Here is a 21,322-nt window from a genome sequence, read left to right on the forward strand (position 1 = left end):
TTTTTAGGGAAGATTACAATTTTATGTTTACACAGTTTTTTGGTCACTGTCTTTTTTATATTTCTGAATTATCTTATTTAAATTCTACATCAAAAACTTCTGCAAAATGTTTTTTTGTAAACGCTTTCACTTCGTTCATATCTACCTGATATCCAAGTTCTCTTTCCAATGAAGCAACAGCTTTATCGTGAATTCCGCATGGAACTATGTATTCAAAATAACGCAAATCTGTATTCACATTTAGTGCAAAACCATGCATTGTTACCCAACGTGAAGCCTTAACACCCATTGCACAAATTTTTCGAGCAAAAGGTCGACCAACATCCAACCAAACACCAGTTTCTCCTTGAGAACGCTCACCTTTTAGTCCATATTCGGCAATAGTTTTGATAATCACTTCTTCCAAATTGCGCATATACAAATGAATATCTGGCTTGAAATTATCCAAATCAATAATAGGATAACCAACTAATTGTTGCGGTCCATGATAGGTAATATCTCCACCACGATTCGTTTTCACAAAAGTTGCATTTATTTCATTTAATTTATCACTCGAAGCCAACATATTTTCTAAATGTCCACTTTTTCCAAGTGTATAAACATGCGGATGTTCTACAAAAAGTAGATGATTTCTAGTATTTTTAAAATCTGAACTTCCCTCCTTATCTTGCGCTCTATTATATTGTTTTACAGCTATATTTTCTGCTAAAAGACTTTCTTGATAATCCCAAATCTCTTGGTAATCTCTGTTAATTCCTAAATCTTGGAATTCGACAATTTGTTTCATTTCACAATGTGTTTCGAATGTCAAATTTACGAAACTAAGAACTTAATAAGTAATTTTGACTGATTTATTCTTAACAGAAATAATATCGTTAAATGTAAAATTTAGTTTGATCGTTTTTTGATCAAAAGAAAGGTTAGCATCTTCATTTGTACTACTTACTATTTTTTTTGGTGCATGAATGATCAATTGATAATTAAACATCTTATTGAACATCATATTATCCTCCATTCTCCTATCAAATTTACTTGTTAGGCTTTTAATTAATTTTTCATATTCATTTTTATTGAATACAATTTCAAAACTGTTCGTGTTTATATTTTTCTGATTATTTAAATAATTCGTGTTAAACGGATTATCAATCGCGATAAATAAATTAAACAAAAAATCATTCAATTCTTTACTTTCCTTATTTATCGAAGTTGGTTTCGAAATTAATACTGATGAATAAGTTAACTCATTAAAATCTACAAACACTTTGTGGTGTTTAAACTTCTCGAATGCTAACTTATTTTCCTCAAAATAATTGATTGCATTACTTCTTTTATCTTTCAAAAAATCTTCGTCATCTGTCATTATTTTGAATAGAGTTTCTATTGTTAAACCTTTTTTCAAATCTTCGACAACTTGTTTTTTTTCATCCAAAAGCGCATTATAACCTGACTCATCTTGAATAAATGATTTTAGGTCGTTGCCATTTAAAGAATAATTATAATCAATTTTCCCATCCTCTTTTATGACATATTCTTCTTTTATTGTACACGATTGCAATCCTAAAACCATTAAACCAACTACTAATATTCTTTTCATTTAGCTAAATTTTGATTGTAAAAATACTCGAAATTATTTTTTATAATCTCACTAAAAATAATGGTTTTGAGCATACATTAACGATTGAATAAAAATCTTTATCTTTGGAATTCTAAGAAATCGGTAAACAAAATAATCAAATAAAAATGAAGAAATTATTCGTTAAAGGATCTATTTTAATGGCTTTGTTTGCAAACTTTAGTGTTTTTGCACAACAAGGTGGTGGAATGTGGATTCCAACAGAATTGAATGAAAAGGAAATGAAAGACATGGGATTGAAAATCTCATCAAAAGACATTTTCAGTACTGGAGATAAAAGTATCAACAATGCAGTTGCTCACTTTGGTGGCGGTTGTACATCCGAAGTTATTTCTCCAAATGGTTTATTATTAACTAATCATCACTGTGGTTATGGAGAAATCCAAGCACATTCGTCTTTAGAAAATGATTATTTAACAGATGGTTTTTGGGCAAAAGAGTTGAAAGACGAATTACCAAACGAAGGTTTAACAGCTACTTTTATTGTAGATATTAAAGATGTAACTACTGCAATTTTAGCTGGCGTTAACGATAATATGTCGGAGGAAGATCGTAACAAAATCATCAAGAAAAATATTGAAGATTTTAATGCAAAAACTAAGACAGAATCTTACCGTTCAGTATTTATCAAACCTTTTTACAAAGGAAATAAATATTACCAATTTACGACAGAAACATACAAAGATGTTCGTTTAGTTGGTGCGCCACCTTCTGCAATTGGAAAATATGGAAATGATACAGACAACTGGGTTTGGCCACGTCATACAGGAGATTTCTCGATGTTTAGAATTTATGCAGATAAAAACAACAAACCTGCACATTATTCACCAAACAATGTTCCGTACAAACCAAAACATTTCTTACCTATTAATATTTCGGGAATTAGCGAGAATGATTTCACGTTTGTATATGGTTTCCCAGGTACGACGGACGAATATTTACCAGCTTCTTCTATCCAGCAAATAAAAGATGTAATTGATCCTGCGCGTATCAATGTGCGTACAATTGCGTTATCTCATATCGATAAAAAAATGCGTGAAGACGATGCAACTCGTATCGCTTATGCATCTAAACAAGCGCGTATTTCGAATGCACATAAAAAATGGATTGGTGAAGTTTTAGGATTAAACCGTTCGAAAGCTGTAGAAAAACGTCAACAATACGAGCAAGAATTTATGAATCGTATTGCAAAAAATCCTAAATTAAAAGGTGAATATTCGAATATTATTTCAGAATTAAATCAAGTTAATAAAGCAAATCAAGATTATAATTTAGCGTACACAATGTATTCTGAAACATTTTTCTCAAATTCAGAAACATTCAGAATGGCGTTAACATTGAACAATATTTTGAATTCGGTTGGACAAAAAAATTACGCAGAAACAAAAGCTAAAGCGTTGAATACAGTTGCGTCTATGCACAAGGATTATAATCCAGAATTGGATAAAACAATTTCTTCTGATTTAGCAGATAATTATTTCAAAGTTGTTCCTCAAAATTTATTACCAACTACAACAGCTGCAAATATCAAAACAGCTTTAGGAAATTCGGTAATCAACGGAACGAAAAAAATTAATGGTCAATCTGTTTTAGGAAATATCAAAACTTTGGCTGAAAATGATGCTGAGTTTATCAAAGCCTTAAAAGAAGATGCTTTAATTGCTCAAATTCGTTTAATTTTAGATGCAAATCAAACGAAAGTAACGCCTACATATTTAGCGAATCAAGATAAAATCAACAAGTTGATGCGTACATATATGAAAGCGCAAATGGATGTATTTACAGACAAGAAAATCTTCCCAGATGCAAATTCAACTTTACGTGTAACTTACGGAAAAGTTGATGGTTACCAACCTCGCGATGCGGTTTATTACGAACCTGTAACGCACATGGAAGGTGTAATGGAAAAATATATTCCAGGTGATTATGAGTATGATTTACCAAAACAAATGTTAAGTTTATATGACAAAAAAGATTACGGAAAATACGCGGATAAAAATGGTAAATTGCCTGTAAACTTTATTGCAACAAACCATACAACTGGTGGTAATTCTGGTTCTCCAGCATTGAATGCAAAAGGAGAATTAATCGGATTGAATTTTGACCGTGTTTGGGAAGGAACAATGTCAGATTTAAATTATGATCCAGAGATTTGTCGTAATATTATGGTGGACTCTCGTTACATTTTGTGGGTAGTTGACAAGTATGCTAATGCGCAACGTTTGATTGATGAAATGACCATCGTTGACGAAAACAAAAATGCAAAGAAAAAATAATATTTTTCACTATATTCTGAAAACCACGTTTTTATAACGTGGTTTTTTTATTGAAATATACGTAAGATTCAAATAAAATCTTAAGAAATAAAACTATATTTATACAACTTATCTAAAAAATTGTCAAAATAAAACACTCATAATTATGGAAGTCATAAGAAAATGGCCTTTTTATTTAAAACTAACTTGCACTTTATTGTCAATCATTTGTTTAACATTTATTTCAATAATAGGTAAAGGAATTTTAGTTCCATTAATATTAGGCTTCTTAATTTCAATATTATTAGCACCTGTTTGTGCATTTTTTGAAAGATATTTACGCATTCCGCGTGCTATTTCGAGTATCATTACCACCTTGCTTTTCGCTGCATTTATCTTAGGAATTTTCTATTTGATTGCTATACAAATGGCGGAAATAGCAAATGAATGGCCTACATTTCAGAAACAAATCATAGAAGCTTTTATGAATTTACAAGATTGGATTCATCATACATTTGGTATTAATTCGCATGCGCAAATGGAATATTTGACAAAGAATGTCAAAACCACTATCGAAACGAGTACAATTGTAATCGAAAAAGTAATTTCGATTGTTTCATCGATGGCTGTTACAGTTTTGTTCACCTTTTTATACATTGTTTTCTTGTTGATTTATCGTCGTCATTTGGTAAAATTCTTATATTACGCATTCAATTCAAATACACACGACCAGGTTTATAATGTCATTACATCTATTCAAAAAATGGTCAAACAATATTTGATTGGCTTGTTTTTACAAATGTTAGTCGTATCAATTTTATCCTTTATTGCATTTTCTATTCTTGGACTTAAATACAAATTTGTTTTAGCTATTTTAACTGGTGTTCTAAATGTAGTTCCATATGTAGGAATTGTTATTTCGTTAATTATAACGCTAATAATCACATTTGCTACAATGTCAGCTTCAAAATTGTTCTTTGTTATAATTGCATTTATTGCAATTCATGCAATTGATGGAAATGTAGTGATGCCAAAAATTGTAGGTTCTAAAGTAAAAATCAATTCTTTGATTGTGATTATTGGATTAGTAATTGGAGAAATGACGTGGGGAATTATGGGCATGCTTTTATCAATTCCAATACTTGCATTGATGAAAATTGTTTTTGATAATGTGACTGAATTAAAACCTTGGGGTTATCTTTTGGGTGATGAAGATTCAACAGAAATTGATGATGATTTAAATACATTTTTAGCCAAAAAGAAAGCGAAACGTCTGAAGAAAAAAGCTAAGAAACAGGACGAACAAATTGATTAACACACTATCTGTTTTACATAATTAATAAAATTATAAACAGTATAAAATGAAAAAGTCTATAACGAATTGTTATAGACTTTTTTATATATTTTATTTAATCAATTTTAATTACATCAAATATTTCTAATAAAAATATTACTAAGAATATAAATGCAAGTCCAAATAAAGTAGCTGAGTTTTCAGCTTTGCTTCTATTTGTTCCATCTAATTTTTTGTATGATTTTAGTCCAAAATACAAACAAATTACAAATATTAAAAATGAACAAATCTCTGTATTAATATACATTTAATTCTTAATCAAATATTTTTTTTCTAAGAAATAATACAATTTCAAGAAAAGAATCGAGAAAAATATTCCGATTAGTGTTCCGAAAAATATATCTCCCGTAAAATGTACTCCAACATAAACTCTACTGTAAGCAACCATTAACGCCCAAACAATTAAGACATACAATAACCATTTGTAATAGCGTCTTAGCAGTATTCCAATAAAAATTGCAATCGCCATATGATTAGATGCATGTGCCGAAGTAAAACCATATTTACCTCTACCCTCACAATCTATCGGGCGAAATAATCCTTGAATCGATTCGGTGTAACATGGACGAAAACGTTGAAAAGAATTTTTCAGGATATTTGTAAATTGATCTGCACATGTTATCATCAGTGCTATACAAACTCCAGCTAACAAGGTTTTTTTCCAACCAAGTTTTACATAAAGTAAGATGAGAAAGATGACATACAACGGAATCCATGTTTTTTTATCGGTAACTAATAACCAAAACCAATCCCATTTTTCGCTCCCTAAATTATTGAAATACAAAAATATTTGTACGTCCCAATCAAAATAATCTTGTATCATTATCTACTTACTGATCCGCCTAAACCTAATGCTTCGTCTACAGATTTTGGTTCCACAACAACCGCTGGTTCTTCCACAATTGGCTCAACCACATTTTCTACAACGGGTTCTGTTGTTTCTTGCACATCCAATTCCAAATCTTGTACAGGATCTACAGCTTTCATAGTTGGAGCATCATCTTTCAACGCTGCATTTACTGTATTGTCTTGATGAATTGCTTGATACATTTCATCTACTGGATTACGAACTTCATCAAATGATTTCTGAAAGTCTTCCATTGGATTAATTTTCGCAAAAGAATCTTTGACTTCATTCATTGGATTTAACTCTTTTATGGTATTCTGAATCTCTTTTGTAGGATCAACATCCTGAACAGGATTCATAATCTCTTGCTTGATATCTTCAGATGCTTCTTTTAATTTGCGCACAGCAGTTCCCAAACCACGAGCAATTTCTGGAATTTTATCTGGTCCAAAAATCACTACAGCAACCACCATAATAATCACGACTTCCTGGAAGTCTAAAAACGCTGGGTATATTACTAAACTATTCACTAAACAAATGTATAAAATCTAAATTTAGTAGAAGAAAAAAAGCCATCAAATTTCTTTGATGGCTTTCTTAAAATTTATTTAAAATTTGAATCTTATTTATTCATTTGACCTTTTTTAGTAAAGTCATACAATAAAGGAGATGCAACGAAAATAGACGAGAATGTACCAATTACGATACCGATTAATTTCGCAAACATAAATCCTTTGATTGATTCTCCACCAAATGCAAAGATGATTAATACGATTAAGAACGTTGATAAAGACGTATTGATTGTACGTGATAATGTTTCTGATGTAGAAATATTAATAATATCGTACAAGTTGTGTTTTTTCTCAACTGTTAAATTCTCACGAATACGATCCAAGATAATAATCGAGTCATTCATCGAATAACCAATTACCGTCAAAATCGCCGCGATAAACGCTTGGTCGATCTCCATATTGAAAGGTAAAATTCCTTTGAATAAAGAGAAAACTCCTAATACAATAATCACGTCATGCGCTAATGCGATGATAGTTGATAATGAGAATTGCCAACGTTTGAACATCACGATTAAGTAGAAGAAAATTGCAACTAATGCTAAAGAAACCGCTATATAAGAAGCTCTTGTTGTATCATCGGCAATTGTAGGACCTACTTTTGCAGAAGACATTAAACCAATTGTAGCATTATCTTCAGAGAAATCTTTTTCAGACATATTCGCTGGTAAATAAGATTTAAGACCTATATATAATTTGTCTTTGATCTCGTCATCTACATTTGTTCCGTCTTCATCCGCTTTGTATGCTGTTGTAATTTTTACTTGATTTTGACCACCATACGTTTTTACCTGTGGCATCATTTTTTCACCATCTAACACGAAAACATCACCCAAACTTTCAGAAATTTGTTGTGGATCTACGTGTTTATCAAAACGAACTGTATATGTACGTCCACCTTGGAATTCGATACCCATGTCAAATCCTTTTGTGAAGATAGAAATTAAAGCAACTACTGTTAAAACAATTGAAATCGCATAAGAGATTTTTCTTGTTTTTAATAAATCAACTTTAATATTTTGTAACCAGTGTGCTGTAAATGATGTATAGAAAGGAACAGATTTTCCTTTTGCTAAACGTCCTTCTACAAAGTAGCGTGTAATGAAAATCGCTGTAAATGTTGATGTAAAAATACCAATCATAAACGTTGTTGCGAAACCTACAACAGGACCTTTACCAAAGAAGAATAAAATTAATGCTGTGATAAATGATGTTGAGTTGGCATCGATAATTGCAGAGAAAGCACCTTTCCATGAATAAGCGAAATCTACTGCTTGACGTAATGATTTTCCTTTTCTTAATTCTTCTTTTACACGTTCGTAAATCAAGATATTCGCATCCATTCCTGTTACCAATGTCAAGATAATCCCGGCAATACCTGGTAAAGATAATGTAGCTTTAAGTGATACTAAAAATCCTAATAAGAATAATAAGTTAACGATTAATGCAACGTTAGCATAAATACCTGCACGGCTGTAGTAGAACAACATCCAGATTAATACTAATGCAAATGCACAACCAAAAGCGATTAACGAACTGTTGATTGCTTCTTGTCCTAATGATGGACCAACAACCTCAGCAGAAACGATTTTAGATGAAGCTGGTAAAGAACCTGCTTGTAAAATGTTTGCTAAATCTTTTGCTTCGTCAATTGTAAAGTTTCCAGAAATAACTGAGTTACCTCCTGTAATTTGATTACTGATGTTTGGCGCAGAATACACCATATTGTCTAATACAATTGCAACACCTTGACCTGGTTGTCCAGGACCTGCAGGTTTCAACTCGTCTGTAATACGAGACCACTCTTGTGCTCCAACTTGATTCATTTGCATTGTAACAACAGGCTCATTTGTAAGAGAACCAGGATTACGTTCACCAGCAGCAGAAACTACTTTATCTCCTTCGATTAATGGTTCTTGCGTTCCATTTTTACCTTTTAAGACATAAAACTCTAATAATTTAGGAGCAGATTTATCATTCGCTTGTTTACCTAAATTCATTGGCTTATTCGCCCAAGAGTATTTGTATCCTCTAATGTTTGCTGGTAATCCAGGTACAAAACCTTTGTCTTGCATCACACGATTTACAACAGCAGTATCTTTTACATTCACAACAAAACTTGCGTTAGAACCAGCTGGTTGCATAACTTCTGCTAAAGTTTTGATTGTTTGTCCTTTCTCATTTTTTACATTATATTTCTCTGTATTAACGCTAGAAAAATATTGTAAAACTGTAGGATCTTGACGAACAACTTGCCAAAACTCTAATTTTGCTGTAGATTGTAATAATTTTTTTACACGGTCAGTGTCAGAAACACCTGGTAATTCTACCAAGATACGTCCATCACCTTTATCACCTAAACGTTGAATTACTGGCTCAACAACACCAAATTGATTAATACGAGAGCTAATTACATCATAAGCTGTTGCAACTTTAGCTTCGATATCTTTACGGATTACTTCTTTTACCTGATCGTCAGAAGCATTGTACGCAATTTTATCCGCATTATTTTTGTTTCCAAACAAATCTGCAGCTGCGTATTTTGTTCCTCCTTTTATTTTATCAAACTCTTGAAAAAATAATTCGACATAAGGTACGTTACCGTTTGTTTTTTGAGCTTTATCTGTAGCATCCAAAGCCGTTGCCAACATTGGGTTTTGACTTTTCGCTGATAAATTCTCGATTAAATCTCTTTCAGAAACTTGTAAGATTACGTTGATACCACCTTTCAAATCTAATCCTAAATTGATTTCATTGTTTTTGGCATACCCATAATCGTACTTAATAATTCCCAAATCAAGAGGATGCTGAGCCAAGCTATCTAAAATTCTTGGTTCGTCTTCTGGCTTACTCGCCAAGCGCGCCGCCTCATGCTCCACTTTAGTTGTGTACCAAGTATAACTTAGTTGTCTGATACACAAGAGACTTAAAATAATTGCAAATGCTGCAATGAGCCATCTTCCTCGCATAATGTTTAATTGATAAATAAATTTTGACGGACAAATATAATAGTCTTGAAAATACTTTCACAATTTTTTAAGAATAAATCGAAAATCGATGTCCGTATTTCGAAATTCTTTATTCAAAAAATTAGATTTCCTTTTGATATTTGTAGATATAAATTGACGCTTTATTAGAGTCATCATCATTATCTTCGCACAAATACAAGGTATAATTCTTTCCAGATTCTTTATACAACGCTAAACCTTCGATTTTCTTATCATCCGAAATTTTTTGCCAACGTGTAACCTCCATTGTAGCTAAATCTAACTCACCAATAATAGAACCTTTTATTTCTCCATTAAACTGAATTGTACTTTTAGATTCTACTGTTGCTGTAAACAAAACTTTTCCATCGACCAAAATAGCATCAGAAAAAGTAGTGGTTTCATTATGAATTTTAGGCAAAGTAATTGGAAAAAAATCAATTGTTTTCCCTCTCAAATCATTTATCTTACCTCCCACTCTATAAATTCCATTTACACCAGCAGGACCATTTCCTCTGTTGAAAAAATATGTACAATGTCCATCTGTAATAATTCCTTCGATGTTAAAATCTTTTTTAGATAAATTCGAAACTTTTAAAAATTCATCCAAAAGAAAACTATAATTATCGTTTTGTACCTCTTTAGTTTTGATGTTATATGAAATCAAATCGAAACGATTTTCCTTAGAACCCGAACCAAGAATATACAAATGATTGTCAAACTTTGTAATCGCTTCAAAATCTGGTTTATCTTTTTTGGTGATATGTTTTGATTTTACTTCTGGATTCAAATCAACTTTATCCACTTCTTTTTTCTTTTTATTGTAAACGTACAAATGTGCTTTATCATCGGAAATCGTGTAAACATGGTGTTTATCAACGACTAATCCAGACGCAGCTCCAAGCCCATTTATGACAATTAAAACCTTAAGAATGAAATTGTAAAACAACATAGATGTAAGATTTATTTTTAAGAGGTTTCAAAAGTAATCAAAGAATAACAGAAACCTTGATAAATAACCATTTTTTTGTAAAAAAAGAATTTAACTTTGTAGCACTTAAAAGAAAATTGAGAGATGAAAAAAATTCTAAAAATTTACATTGACGCCTACACCGGACTTTCGAAAGAATCTTGGATGTTAGCCATCGTAATGTTGTTGAACCGAATGGGTTCGATGGTTTTACCATTTTTAGGAATTTATATGATCTCCGAATTAGGATTTTCTTTAGAAAACTCGGGAATAGTTTTGAGTTGTTTTGGAGTTGGCTCTGTAATTGGTTCTTGGCTTGGAGGTTGGATAACAGATAAAATCGGAAACTTTAAAGTACAAGCCATCAGTTTATTTCTGAGTGCTCCGATGTTTTTGATTTTACCTTATTTTAAAACGGTAGAATCTTTTGCTGTTATTATGCTTGTTTTGAGTATTATTAGCGAAATGTTTCGTCCTGCAAATTCAGTTGCCATCACGCGTTATGCTAAGAAAGAAAATATCACTCGTGCTTTTTCGTTGAATAGAATGGCGGTTAATTTAGGTTTCTCAATTGGTCCATCAATGGGAGGTTTTTTATCTAATTATTCGTACGATTTATTATTCTATTGCAATGCAGGAGCTGCCTTGGTTGCTGGAATTGTATTCTTTGTCTTTTTCAATGGACGAAAAGAACGAAATGCTGCTACAGAAAATATTTCTGATAAAACAGTTGTCGAAAAAGAACGTAATGCATACACTGATACACCTTTCTTAGTATTCAATTTATTTTGTGTATTATTCTCTATTGCATTTTTCCAAATCCTAAATACACTTCCATTATTTTACAAAGATGTAGTTCATTTAACACAAACAGAAATTGGATTATTAATGGGATTCAGTGGAATAATCATTGTTGTATTCGAAATGTTATTGATCCATTACACCGAAAAACGATTTTCAGTTACTCAACTTTTAGTTTTTGGTTCATTTGTCACAGCAATTAGTTATTTTATCTTCACATTTAGTCACACATTAGGTATGTTATATTTAGCAATTGGACTAATGTCTATTGGAGAAATGCTTGTTTTACCTTTGATGTCAACGGTAACAGCTTTTCGTTCGCAAAAAAATAACCGAGGAGCTTATATGGGATTGAACGGAATGACAGCTGCAATTGCCTTTATTGTTTCGCCATTTTTAGGAACTCACATTGCTACCGATTATGGTTTTAATATACTTTGGATAATCACCACAGTTATTTTAGTTATCGTAGCTATCGGATATCACTTTTTTACTAAACCACTTTTACCAAAAAATATTTAAGATTTTCTTATCTTCGATAATTATAAGTTGAAATCACATGAAAGTATATACAAAAACAGGAGACAAAGGAACAACAGGTTTATATGGAGGAACACGTGTCTCTAAAAATAGTTTAAAGATTGATTCTTACGGAACGGTTGACGAATTAAATTCTTATTTAGGATTAATTCGTTCATATGAAATTGATCCAGCATTAGAGGAAGAAATTATCATCATCCAAAAAGGTTTATTCAATCTTGGTGCTGAATTAGCTACACCAGTCGATAAATTATACTTGGCAAATGGTAAACCTCGTATTCCGAAAACCGTTACTGAAGAAGATATTGTTCAATTGGAAGAATGGATTGATGATTTGGAAGGACAATTAGAACAATTGACACATTTTATTCTTCCAGGTGGAAATCAAGCAGCTTCTCATGCACATGTTGCGCGTTGTATTTGTCGTCGTGCAGAACGTTTGACAGTTGGTTTAGCTGAAGAAGAAGAAATCCGTCCAGAATTACAAAAATACTTGAATCGTCTTTCTGATTATCTGTTCGTTTTAGGGCGAAAAATTGCCACAGACAATAATCACGAAGAAGTAAAATGGATTCCAGGTGAATAAAAAAGCGCTTTTATTTTTGAATGGCGAAGTTCCAACTATTCTGCCTGATACATCAAATTATGATATGATTTTTTGTACAGATGGTGCATTTCGTTATTTACAAAAATTACATATAACGCCCGATGTTATTTCGGGCGATTTTGATTCTTTTGAAATCAGTCAGTTTCCACCTGAAACAGAAGTTATTTCTACTCCAGATCAAAATGACACAGATTTTGCAAAAGCCTTACAAATCATTTTGGATAAAGGTTTTGAACATGTTGATGTTTTTGGAGCAAGTGGTCGTCAACAAGATCATTTTATTGGAAATTTGAATGCGGCTTATCGTTTCAAAGATCAAATCAATATTTTATTTTACGATAATTATAGTCAATATTTTTTCGCAGAAAAACAAACAAAATTAGAAGGCTATTTTGGACGAACAATTTCGCTTCTCCCCTTTCCTGAATGTAAAAACATTGTCACAAAAGGCTTGGAATATCCATTGAATAATGAAGATTTAAATTTACTTTCTCGTATAGGAACTCGCAACAAAGCCAATGAAGATGTGGTTACAATTGATTATTCAGAAGGTAATTTAATCATCTTTATCATCGATCAAGAATTTCCTATTTTGATTGCTTAATTTCACTATTTTTAGTGAAATACATCTTTAATATTTTTTGTACATTTACTGAAAACCAAATTACTATGAATAAATTTTCAGTTATTGTAGCATCTATTTTAGCCGTTGGGTTAATTGCTGCAACATGTATATTAGGAAACGCCTACAAATATAAATTCAGAAATTCTGAATCGATCAATGTTACTGGAAATGCTTTGAAAGATTTTAATGCTGATTTAGTCAAATGGCGTGCAACTTTTAGTCGCAAAGATTATGATTTGCGCATTGCTTCGGATCAATTAAAAGCTGATCAAACGGTTGTCAAAAACTTTTTGATTTCGCAAGGAATCAATCCAAAAGAAATTGTTTTTGAAGCGGTAAATATTTCAAAAGATTTTCAGTACGGAACAGATGCAAACGGAAATTCGATAAGTCAATTTACAGGTTATAATCTTTCGCAAGATGCGACAATCGAGTCGAAAGAATTGGATAAAATAGAGAAAGCTTCGCGGGAAATATCAACTTTAATTAGCCAAGGCATCGAATTGAGTTCATCTAATCCAAATTATTATTACTCGAAATTAGAAGATTTAAAACTTGAATTGATTGCACAAGCTTCTGAAAATGCAAAACAACGCGCTGAAAATATTGCAACAAAATCTGGCACTAGTTTAGGAAAATTGAAACAAGCCGATTTGGGTATTTTTCAGATTACAGGTAAAAATGATAATGAAGAGTATTCTGCTGGTGGATCATTTAATACAACATCACGTCAGAAGACAGCTCAAATTACAGTGAGAGCAAGTTATAATTCAAATTAAAATAAATAAAAAAGCTTCTTAATATAAAGAAGCTTTTTTGTCTATTTAAATACTACTGCAAGTAATATCAAAGCGGATATTACAATAAGTACATCTACAATTTTAATTCTAAAATTACCAATTCCAAAACCTCTTTTTGTAGCATAATTTTTCTTTGATGACATTATAATTCCAATTTATTATAGTCTTTTCTAAAACTATGCCACAAAATGCTGAAATTTGTTAAAACCTTACTTTATAGATTTTCTTTCAAAAAATCGATTGATTTTTTTATTGCAATAGTCAATTTTTCTGGCAATTGTTGGTTAGTCCAAGGTTCTTTTCCTCCAAAAGTGTGGTTTGCTTCATTTATCAAAAATATCTCTGAATTTTTACTCCATTCATGTAGTAAATCTGCAGTATTAGGTTTTACAGCTTCGTCATTTGTCCCATGAATAATTAAATATGGTTTCTTTAAATGTTGAGCTGCAAACTGAATATTTAGTTCTTTCTCATGTTGTATGAAATCTTCATAAAATTGATAATAATGTGGCATTTGTTGTTTTGTGCGAGAATTCTCAACATAAAATACTCCATTTTTTTTGAATTCTTCTAATCGTTCTTTTTTAGGAAAACGATTAGAAAAATTATCAATACCTGCTAAAGTAATTAATGCTTTTATTCGATTATCTCGGTAAGCTTGTAAAATTGTATTTCCTCCTCCTCTACTATGTCCTATAATTGCAATTTTAGTAGAGTCAACTTTTGGATGTTTATAAAAAAAGTCAATAATAGCATTATAATCAGACATTTCCTTTGTGTAATTATTATTTCCAAAAGCCATTAAATCATCAAAATTAGTTGGATTATCTAACGTTGTTCCATTATGAGAAAAATTAAACTTCACGAAAACAAATCCTGCTTTTGCAAATTCTTCTGCCATTAGATTAAATGTTCCCCAATCTTTGTATCCTTTATATCCATGTGCAAAAATGAGAAGAGGATATATATTTACAGTATCAGGATAAAAACAGTCTGCTAAAAAAGGTTTTGTACAAGGATTATCAATAATAATATTTGTCTCTATATTTATATTTGGATTCATCTTATTCTATTTAGTTATAAAGCTAACTATTTTTGATGAAAAGCTTAAAAAATGTACTCTTTTACGAATTTATTTTACAATCATATTACAAGAATTGTGATTAAAATTAAAGTAGCATTATTATTAAGATATCAGCAATACTTATTTTCCAACCTTCAAAAAAAGGAACTTGATATTTTTTATGAATTCTTCTTTAGACATAATTTAGTTAGTTATTTTTAACAAAATTAAAGAGGTTATGAAGTATAAAAAAATGATTCTTATATTGGTTTCCTAATCATTAATCACTCTAAATAATATACATTAAATCTTCACCATATAATAAGTCATATTATTTGTACATTAAGAACTTATAAAAAAATAATCAAATTTTGTCAAGAGCTTTAAGTGTTACTGTTTCGTATTTTCCATATCATGAACTATTACCTCATTTGTATCTGATAGCAACAAATTCTTAATACTTTCATCAACAGCCTCTAAATTTTTAGGAAAAATTAATTGAATAGAAACCATATCACCATTCACTTCTAACGCACCTCTTGGTGTTTCAGTGTTAATTCCAACCTAAGCATTATTCATCAGGATACAAAATAACAACGCTGTAAGTTAAATTATCTTACTTTTATATTTCTGATTACTATTTTATCTAGTCTTAGAATTTTAATAAATAAATTGGTCTGCAAATAAAATAACACAACTGTCTTAAAAAATAAATTACATAACATTTATTCATTAAACACCAATTCGATTCATTTTAATAAATATTTTCGAGACTTATAATGAATATATTCTAACTTTGTAAAATGCTAAACAACGATACAATTTGTGCATTGGCAACTGCCAATGGAATGGGCGCTATAGCGGTTATTCGTATTTCTGGACCAGAATCAATTTCTAAAGTTGCTCAGATTTATCAATCAAAATTTAATTCAACTAAATCTTTGAATGACGCTTCTTCTCATACCATACATTTGGGTTATGTGATGGATGGAGATACCATTGTTGACGAAGCATTATTCTCAATATTTAAAAATCCTCATTCATATACAGGTGAAGATGTTGTTGAGATTTCTACACATGGATCGATTTATATTCAGCAAAAAGTTTTAGAACTTTTAAATAAAATAGGCATTCGAAATGCCAATCCAGGTGAATATACTTTCAGAGCCTTTTGGAATGGTAAAATGGATTTAACACAAGCAGAAGCTGTTGCTGATCTTATTTCTTCGGATTCTAAGGCTTCGCACGAAATTGCTATCAAACAAATGCGTGGAGGATTCTCTAATCAAATCAAAGATTTAAGAGAACAAATGATCAATTTTGCAGCTTTGATGGAATTAGAATTGGATTTTTCTGAAGAAGATGTTGAATTTGCAGATCGTACACAATTTTATGATTTATTGAATAAATTACAATCCATCTTAAAACGTTTAGCTGATTCTTTTGCTTTTGGAAATGTTATCAAAAATGGTGTCCCAGTCGCAATTGTAGGTGCACCAAATGCAGGTAAATCTACTTTATTAAATGCATTATTAAACGAAGAACGTGCTATTGTTTCAGATATCGAAGGAACAACTCGTGATACGATAGAAGAAACCATTTATATTGATGGTGTTGGGTTCCGTTTTATTGATACAGCTGGAATTCGAGAAGCTGGCGATACGATAGAACGGATTGGAATTGAAAAAACATTCGAAAAAATAGACAATGCTTCTATTATCATCTATTTGTATGATGCCAATATAACTGCTGATAATCAAATTGCGAATCAGTTAGATGATTTGCAACGTAGAGGAAAAATCTTGTTTAATGTTGCCAATAAAATTGATGTAAACAATAACGAATCAGCTATTTCTGATGCTATCAAACAAGAGTTTAAAGATGTTGTTCATTTAGAAATTTCAGCTAAAGATCAATATAATATCGAAGCATTGAAAGAAAATCTGATTCATCAAATCAAATTGAAAGGAACAAATCAGGATGACACAATCGTTACGAACTCTCGTCACTTAGAAGCATTACAAAACACACTTTCTCAAATTGGAAAGATCAAACAAGGAATGGACATGGGACTTCCTGGGGATTTGTTAGCAATGGATATCCGTGAAGCTTTAACATATTTGGGACATATTACAGGTGAAATAGATGTGGATCAAGATATATTAGGGACGATATTTGGCAAGTTTTGCATCGGGAAATAATACTTATTAAAAATTATGTTATATAGAAAAAGGTTTTCAATAAAATTGAGAACCTTTTTCATTTTTGGTTTTACGATTTCATCTTAAAAGCAATCAAAAATTCGTCAAAAGTTAGGAAGTCTTTTTTCTCTTTACCGATTATCTGCTTTGCTCTATTGAGTAAGCGTAGACTTTGCCTATACCCCTTTCCCGTAATAATTGATACATCTTTCGGATAAATCACCATTCTTTGTAATTCGTTATTTTTCATTTCTGTAATAATTAGCATTACCTCAATGAAACTTAAATGAATGTTGTTAAAATTTACATCAATAAAATAAGATTTCCAAATCTTACTTGTAATCAAACACTTAGTCTTCGTCGTAAGGGTTGTTTTTCTTATGCAGTAAGTATGATGTTCCATAACTGCATATTGCTCCTACTATTCCCATACAAATCGTATAAACAAGTTGTTCCCATTGAATGGTCGCTACCAAACTTGTCATTGTTCCTCCTATTGTTCCAACAATTAACGATGTATTACTATTATTCATCATCATTACTTTGGTTTTTGTCGTTTACCGTCAATTGACTGACAGCTGATATTACTCCTCCTGCTACAGTCAAATAACCTCCTATCGTCACTAATGTTGCTGGTAATGCTATAGGAGCAGCAATTAATACACCTCCAATTGCAGCTAAGGTTAATCCTATATTTCGTAGTTGTTGGAATAATTTAGGTGTAGGTGCTGTAAAGCGATTAATAATTGTCATGTTGTTTACTTTTAATCCTTAAACTTACTTTTTGATCACGATCAAGTTTATCATTTACTAGAGTTTTAAGTTTTGTAAATGCTTTTCTTGATAACTCTCCTCTCCCTTCACCTGTTAATATGGTTACTGGAGCTATACATCCTTGTAATTCAGTTTTTGCATGATTGGCAGGATGAATCAAAATCAATGAACGATTGGGTACATTTGTAATCAGAAAATGTTGACCAAATTTTGGTGAGCTTCTCTTTTGGATTGCATAACATCCTTCTGGTATACATGAATTGCGGGGTTCGTTCTCCTTCCATGGTAACTCGATCGTATAACAAATAAACTTATCGTTGATGAATAAGCTACCATTTGTACCATTCGGATAATACATTCGTTCTACTACAATTGTCATCATGGTAAATTGATTTCGATTAAATGTGCTGCATTAAAACTTCCATTTTTTAATGGATACAAAACGGTATTCACCTCTTGGTAGAATTCGATTCCAATTGCTAAAGCGATTGTATGCTCTGAATTTGGAGAAAGATTGTTCAACAATTCTACATCATTCACTTCAACCTCATCATAAGGATAATAATCTGTATACGATGTTTTTGTAATGTATTCGTTTTTCTCAAAATCTATCTCTGTAGAAGCTGCTACAAATCGGTAATTGGTAGCTCCTTGTGGTGCTATTATCACATCTAAGGGTTTGTATGCTTCTAATGTAAATTTTGTTTCACCAGAAGTACGTTCTATATCTACTTGTACAGGAATTAAGACCGTTTTTAACCATGATGCCCCTGCATTAAAATCAAAGCCTTTCATCAGTAATTGATTTCCTTTGTGTACATTTCTTTGTCCACGAGCATTTGTAGTATCTTCTTTTAGGATACCATGCATTACTTTTGTGAGACGACTTGATAATTTGCTGTCTTTTGCATTTTTTATGATCGCATTGAATGCGTTTCGTAATGTTTTTCCAGCAGTACCTGCATTCTTAAATTCTTGCATATTTTCTCTGGTACGCTGAAATCGCGGATCACTCATTATGGTATTACGGTCTATAGAACTTTTTTCTCTCACCATATAACCATCTTTTGATTTGTAGAAGTTTAAATCTCCGATTGAACCTCTAAGTTTTAAAAAGCCTTTTTGCTTCGCCATTTTTTTATAATTTTAAATTAAACATTGATCTCCATTGCGCAATGATTTTGTAAAGTTGCAATAGCGATCTGTTTAAAGCAATAGCTAAGTCTTTTTTAGCCCTTGTATGTCAATAAATTACACTAATAAACCATTATATACTTTCTTTATTTTTTTGTTTTTGAATTTTTATAAAATCTAAGGGACGCAAGCCCGTTTCACTGTAAAAAACATTTGAAAATTGTCTTGGATTCATATAACCTGCTATTTCTCCTAATGCCCCTACACTATAATTAAGGTATTGTGGTTGTTCTTGTAATAAATCAGTAATAAATTTTATTCTCAACCGATTGATGTAAGAAGGAAAATTAATTCCTTTGTACTGATTGACACATTTTGATAAATAAGTGGTGTTTGTTGAAAATGATTTTGCCAAACTTACTACTGTTATATTAGGGTTTAAAAATTCTCTGTCCCGCTCAAATTCTTCAAATTTTAATAGTAAACTTTCAAATGCTTCTTTATTCAAATCCTCTTCATCTTTAATCGATATTCTCCGTTCTGTGTAACTTGATTGAGCAGATTCTTCAATAAACAGATTGTACTTTTCGATTAAATGTTTATTTTTATTTCTAGTTTTTACAATTCCTACGATCAATACTATTATTCCAGTAAAACACGCTGCCAATACGTAATATAATTTTTGAGACTTATTCAATATTTTTTCCTTTAATTTGAGCAATTGCACTGTGTCATATTCTTTGTATACAACTTGACTCATTTCTGCATCTAGCTTATAATTTAACTCATCCATTTTTAATAATTGATTGATTACATATAGTTGTCTGTTCGTATCAGAAGCTACCAATGTTTCCTCTAAAATGTTTTCGTATATCGGTCTATATTTAATTTCTAAGAAGTTGTATTCATTGAAAATACTATCTATTTTGTTAAAATATATTATTTTATGTTGTTGATTATTCAATTTATCAAATGCCTTTGCTTTGTAGTAATAAATTTTGGTTAGTGTATTAAAATCATTCGTTTTTATTAAAATATCTTCTTTAGTTGATAATAATTGAATAGACGTCACAAATTGATCATTTAAAAACTCATCAATTGCTTTATTTATCGTAAAGTATCTATGGAAAAATTCGTTATTTTCAAGTTTGCTTTTATTTAATCCTAATTGATTCAATTCTTTCGCTTTTGCTTTGTTACCAACTTCTTGATGGAGAGATGCTAATTGATATATTGTATTTAATAAATAGGCTTGGTAATCTTTGTTCTCTGGTTTTGATTGAAAAAAGTTTTTACATTTCAGCAACAATTCTTCTGCTTGGTTACATTGATTTAATTTGATTTTTATCATTGCCATATTAAATGTTACTTTATGTAATAAATATTGGTCTTTTGAATATTTTAACTCCTGATCTGCATATAAATAATTTTGTAACGCCTCTCTATAATCTTTTGCTTTGTAATAGGCTAGCCCTTTTGATAATAAAGCTGTTGCTATTAAATCTTTGTTTTTTAATTTCCGGGCAGTAATTATCGCACTATCTGCATATTCTATTTGAGTATTTAAATGACTTGAAAAAAAGATTCCTTCTTTATAAGCATAAAATAAATTTAGCTTATCCTTTTCTTTTTTAGCATTTCTTATATACGCTTGCACATAGATCATCGCATTTGGATGATGCTTTTCATCTATTAATGCATCCAATTTTTCTATTAGATAGGCATTATCTTTTGAGGCTAAGGAATCAACTTGATTAGCCATTATTAAAAGGTGAAGTAGAAAGAGTATGTATGTGTACACTAGAACTCTTTTCATGGTATAGATCTATTGATTACTACTAAAATACTTTATTTTATATCGTAAATCGTTTATTAAGTACTTAATCGTTTAAAAGTGTATAATTTATAAATTATACATTCTTTTTATAAAATGTACTTGTTGTAATCTTTGTTGTTCTATAAATATCTCTAGTTTTGAATGTCTTTGAACAAATAAGTCTAATCGATTACTTCAAAGAAACTTAAATGATGAATAAAAAAGAGAAGTTTTACTTCTCTTTTTTATTACCTCAACTTTATTGCCACTCTACTGCCACTATGTTGCCTTCATCTTGCCTTCATCTTGCCTTGATGTTGGGAGTATGTGGTAATGTGGTAATGTG

Annotated in this window: 19 protein-coding genes; 7 read left to right on the forward strand and 12 right to left on the reverse strand. The window is 30.9% G+C overall.

The annotated features are described in order from the left end of the window. Positions 1-73: 73 nt before the first annotated feature. Positions 74-787 carry a lipoyl(octanoyl) transferase LipB gene (gene lipB / locus B4E95_RS07450; protein WP_291090953.1) on the reverse strand — a complete coding sequence of 238 codons (714 nt, stop codon included), beginning with the start codon at positions 785-787 and terminating at the stop codon, positions 74-76. A 42-nt stretch (positions 788-829) separates the two neighbouring features. Further along, on the reverse strand, positions 830-1,594 hold the full coding sequence (locus B4E95_RS07455) for a hypothetical protein (RefSeq protein ID WP_291090955.1): 765 nt from the start codon (positions 1,592-1,594) through the stop codon (positions 830-832). Between the two features lie 146 nt (positions 1,595-1,740). On the opposite strand from B4E95_RS07455, the gene B4E95_RS07460 reads away from it, so the two are divergent. Together B4E95_RS07460 and B4E95_RS07465 are read left to right on the forward strand one after the other, a co-directional pair. Continuing rightward, a complete protein-coding gene (locus B4E95_RS07460; protein ID WP_291090957.1) occupies positions 1,741-3,909 on the forward strand; it encodes a S46 family peptidase in 2,169 nt (722 codons plus the stop codon). A 145-nt stretch (positions 3,910-4,054) separates the two neighbouring features. After that, a complete protein-coding gene (locus B4E95_RS07465; protein ID WP_291090959.1) occupies positions 4,055-5,203 on the forward strand; it encodes an AI-2E family transporter in 1,149 nt (382 codons plus the stop codon). A 286-nt stretch (positions 5,204-5,489) separates the two neighbouring features. Here B4E95_RS07465 and B4E95_RS07470 read toward each other — a convergent pair whose 3' ends face one another. The 4 genes from B4E95_RS07470 to B4E95_RS07485 all read right to left on the reverse strand — a co-directional run bounded on the left by B4E95_RS07470 (position 5,490) and on the right by B4E95_RS07485 (position 10,597). Further along, entirely contained in the window at positions 5,490-6,065 is a 576-nt protein-coding gene (locus B4E95_RS07470) for a phosphatase PAP2 family protein (protein WP_291090961.1), read from the reverse strand. Further along, the gene (locus tag B4E95_RS07475; RefSeq protein WP_291090963.1) at positions 6,065-6,619 is read right to left on the reverse strand and encodes a twin-arginine translocase TatA/TatE family subunit; all 555 of its coding nucleotides are present in this window, start codon (positions 6,617-6,619) and stop codon (positions 6,065-6,067) included. The genes B4E95_RS07470 and B4E95_RS07475 overlap by 1 nt, the downstream gene beginning before the upstream one ends. A gap of 92 nt (positions 6,620-6,711) precedes the next feature. After that, a complete protein-coding gene (gene secD, locus B4E95_RS07480; RefSeq protein WP_286495507.1) occupies positions 6,712-9,627 on the reverse strand; it encodes a protein translocase subunit SecD in 2,916 nt (971 codons plus the stop codon). A gap of 121 nt (positions 9,628-9,748) precedes the next feature. After that, positions 9,749-10,597: a DUF6929 family protein gene (locus tag B4E95_RS07485; protein ID WP_286495508.1), complete on the reverse strand. Its 849-nt coding sequence runs from the start codon at positions 10,595-10,597 to the stop codon at positions 9,749-9,751. A gap of 123 nt (positions 10,598-10,720) precedes the next feature. Here B4E95_RS07485 and B4E95_RS07490 point away from each other — a divergent pair, with 123 nt between their 5' ends. From B4E95_RS07490 to B4E95_RS07505, 4 genes are all read left to right on the forward strand, one after another. After that, a complete protein-coding gene (locus tag B4E95_RS07490) occupies positions 10,721-11,938 on the forward strand; it encodes an MDR family MFS transporter (RefSeq protein ID WP_291090966.1) in 1,218 nt (405 codons plus the stop codon). 37 nt (positions 11,939-11,975) lie between these two features. Beyond that, positions 11,976-12,542, forward strand: coding sequence for a cob(I)yrinic acid a,c-diamide adenosyltransferase (locus B4E95_RS07495; protein ID WP_125350685.1), 567 nt, complete (start codon positions 11,976-11,978; stop codon positions 12,540-12,542). Next, positions 12,535-13,167: a thiamine diphosphokinase gene (locus B4E95_RS07500; protein WP_291090968.1), complete on the forward strand. Its 633-nt coding sequence runs from the start codon at positions 12,535-12,537 to the stop codon at positions 13,165-13,167. Before B4E95_RS07495 ends, B4E95_RS07500 begins: the two co-directional genes overlap by 8 nt. Before the next feature lie 65 nt (positions 13,168-13,232). After that, positions 13,233-13,967 carry an SIMPL domain-containing protein gene (locus tag B4E95_RS07505; RefSeq protein ID WP_221854681.1) on the forward strand — a complete coding sequence of 245 codons (735 nt, stop codon included), beginning with the start codon at positions 13,233-13,235 and terminating at the stop codon, positions 13,965-13,967. Positions 13,968-14,202: 235 nt separating this feature from the next. On the opposite strand, the gene B4E95_RS07510 is transcribed toward B4E95_RS07505, so the two are convergent. Next, positions 14,203-15,051, reverse strand: coding sequence for an alpha/beta hydrolase family protein (locus B4E95_RS07510; RefSeq protein ID WP_291090970.1), 849 nt, complete (start codon positions 15,049-15,051; stop codon positions 14,203-14,205). Between the two features lie 803 nt (positions 15,052-15,854). Here B4E95_RS07510 and mnmE point away from each other — a divergent pair. Beyond that, entirely contained in the window at positions 15,855-17,252 is a 1,398-nt protein-coding gene (gene mnmE / locus B4E95_RS07515; protein WP_115000468.1) for a tRNA uridine-5-carboxymethylaminomethyl(34) synthesis GTPase MnmE, read from the forward strand. 70 nt (positions 17,253-17,322) lie between these two features. On the opposite strand, the gene B4E95_RS07520 is transcribed toward mnmE, so the two are convergent. The 5 genes from B4E95_RS07520 to B4E95_RS07540 form a co-directional block, all read right to left on the reverse strand. Then, positions 17,323-17,502 (reverse strand): hypothetical protein, encoded by a 180-nt coding sequence (locus B4E95_RS07520; RefSeq protein WP_286496310.1) that lies wholly within the window; start codon positions 17,500-17,502, stop codon positions 17,323-17,325. 275 nt (positions 17,503-17,777) lie between these two features. After that, on the reverse strand, positions 17,778-18,005 hold the full coding sequence (locus B4E95_RS07525) for a hypothetical protein (RefSeq protein ID WP_115000470.1): 228 nt from the start codon (positions 18,003-18,005) through the stop codon (positions 17,778-17,780). Continuing rightward, positions 17,992-18,408 carry a DUF5675 family protein gene (locus B4E95_RS07530; protein WP_306822320.1) on the reverse strand — a complete coding sequence of 139 codons (417 nt, stop codon included), beginning with the start codon at positions 18,406-18,408 and terminating at the stop codon, positions 17,992-17,994. Before B4E95_RS07530 ends, B4E95_RS07525 begins: the two co-directional genes overlap by 14 nt. After that, positions 18,405-19,160 (reverse strand): hypothetical protein, encoded by a 756-nt coding sequence (locus tag B4E95_RS07535; protein WP_291063226.1) that lies wholly within the window; start codon positions 19,158-19,160, stop codon positions 18,405-18,407. The genes B4E95_RS07530 and B4E95_RS07535 overlap by 4 nt, the downstream gene beginning before the upstream one ends. A 133-nt stretch (positions 19,161-19,293) precedes the next feature. Further along, positions 19,294-20,922, reverse strand: a complete 1,629-nt coding sequence (locus B4E95_RS07540) for a helix-turn-helix domain-containing protein (protein WP_291090972.1) — start codon at positions 20,920-20,922, stop codon at positions 19,294-19,296. Between the last annotated feature and the right edge of the window lie 400 nt (positions 20,923-21,322).

Origin of the sequence: Empedobacter sp. UBA7494, from assembly GCF_002478465.1 — a bacterium.
Lineage (GTDB): Bacteria > Bacteroidota > Bacteroidia > Flavobacteriales > Weeksellaceae > Empedobacter > Empedobacter falsenii_B.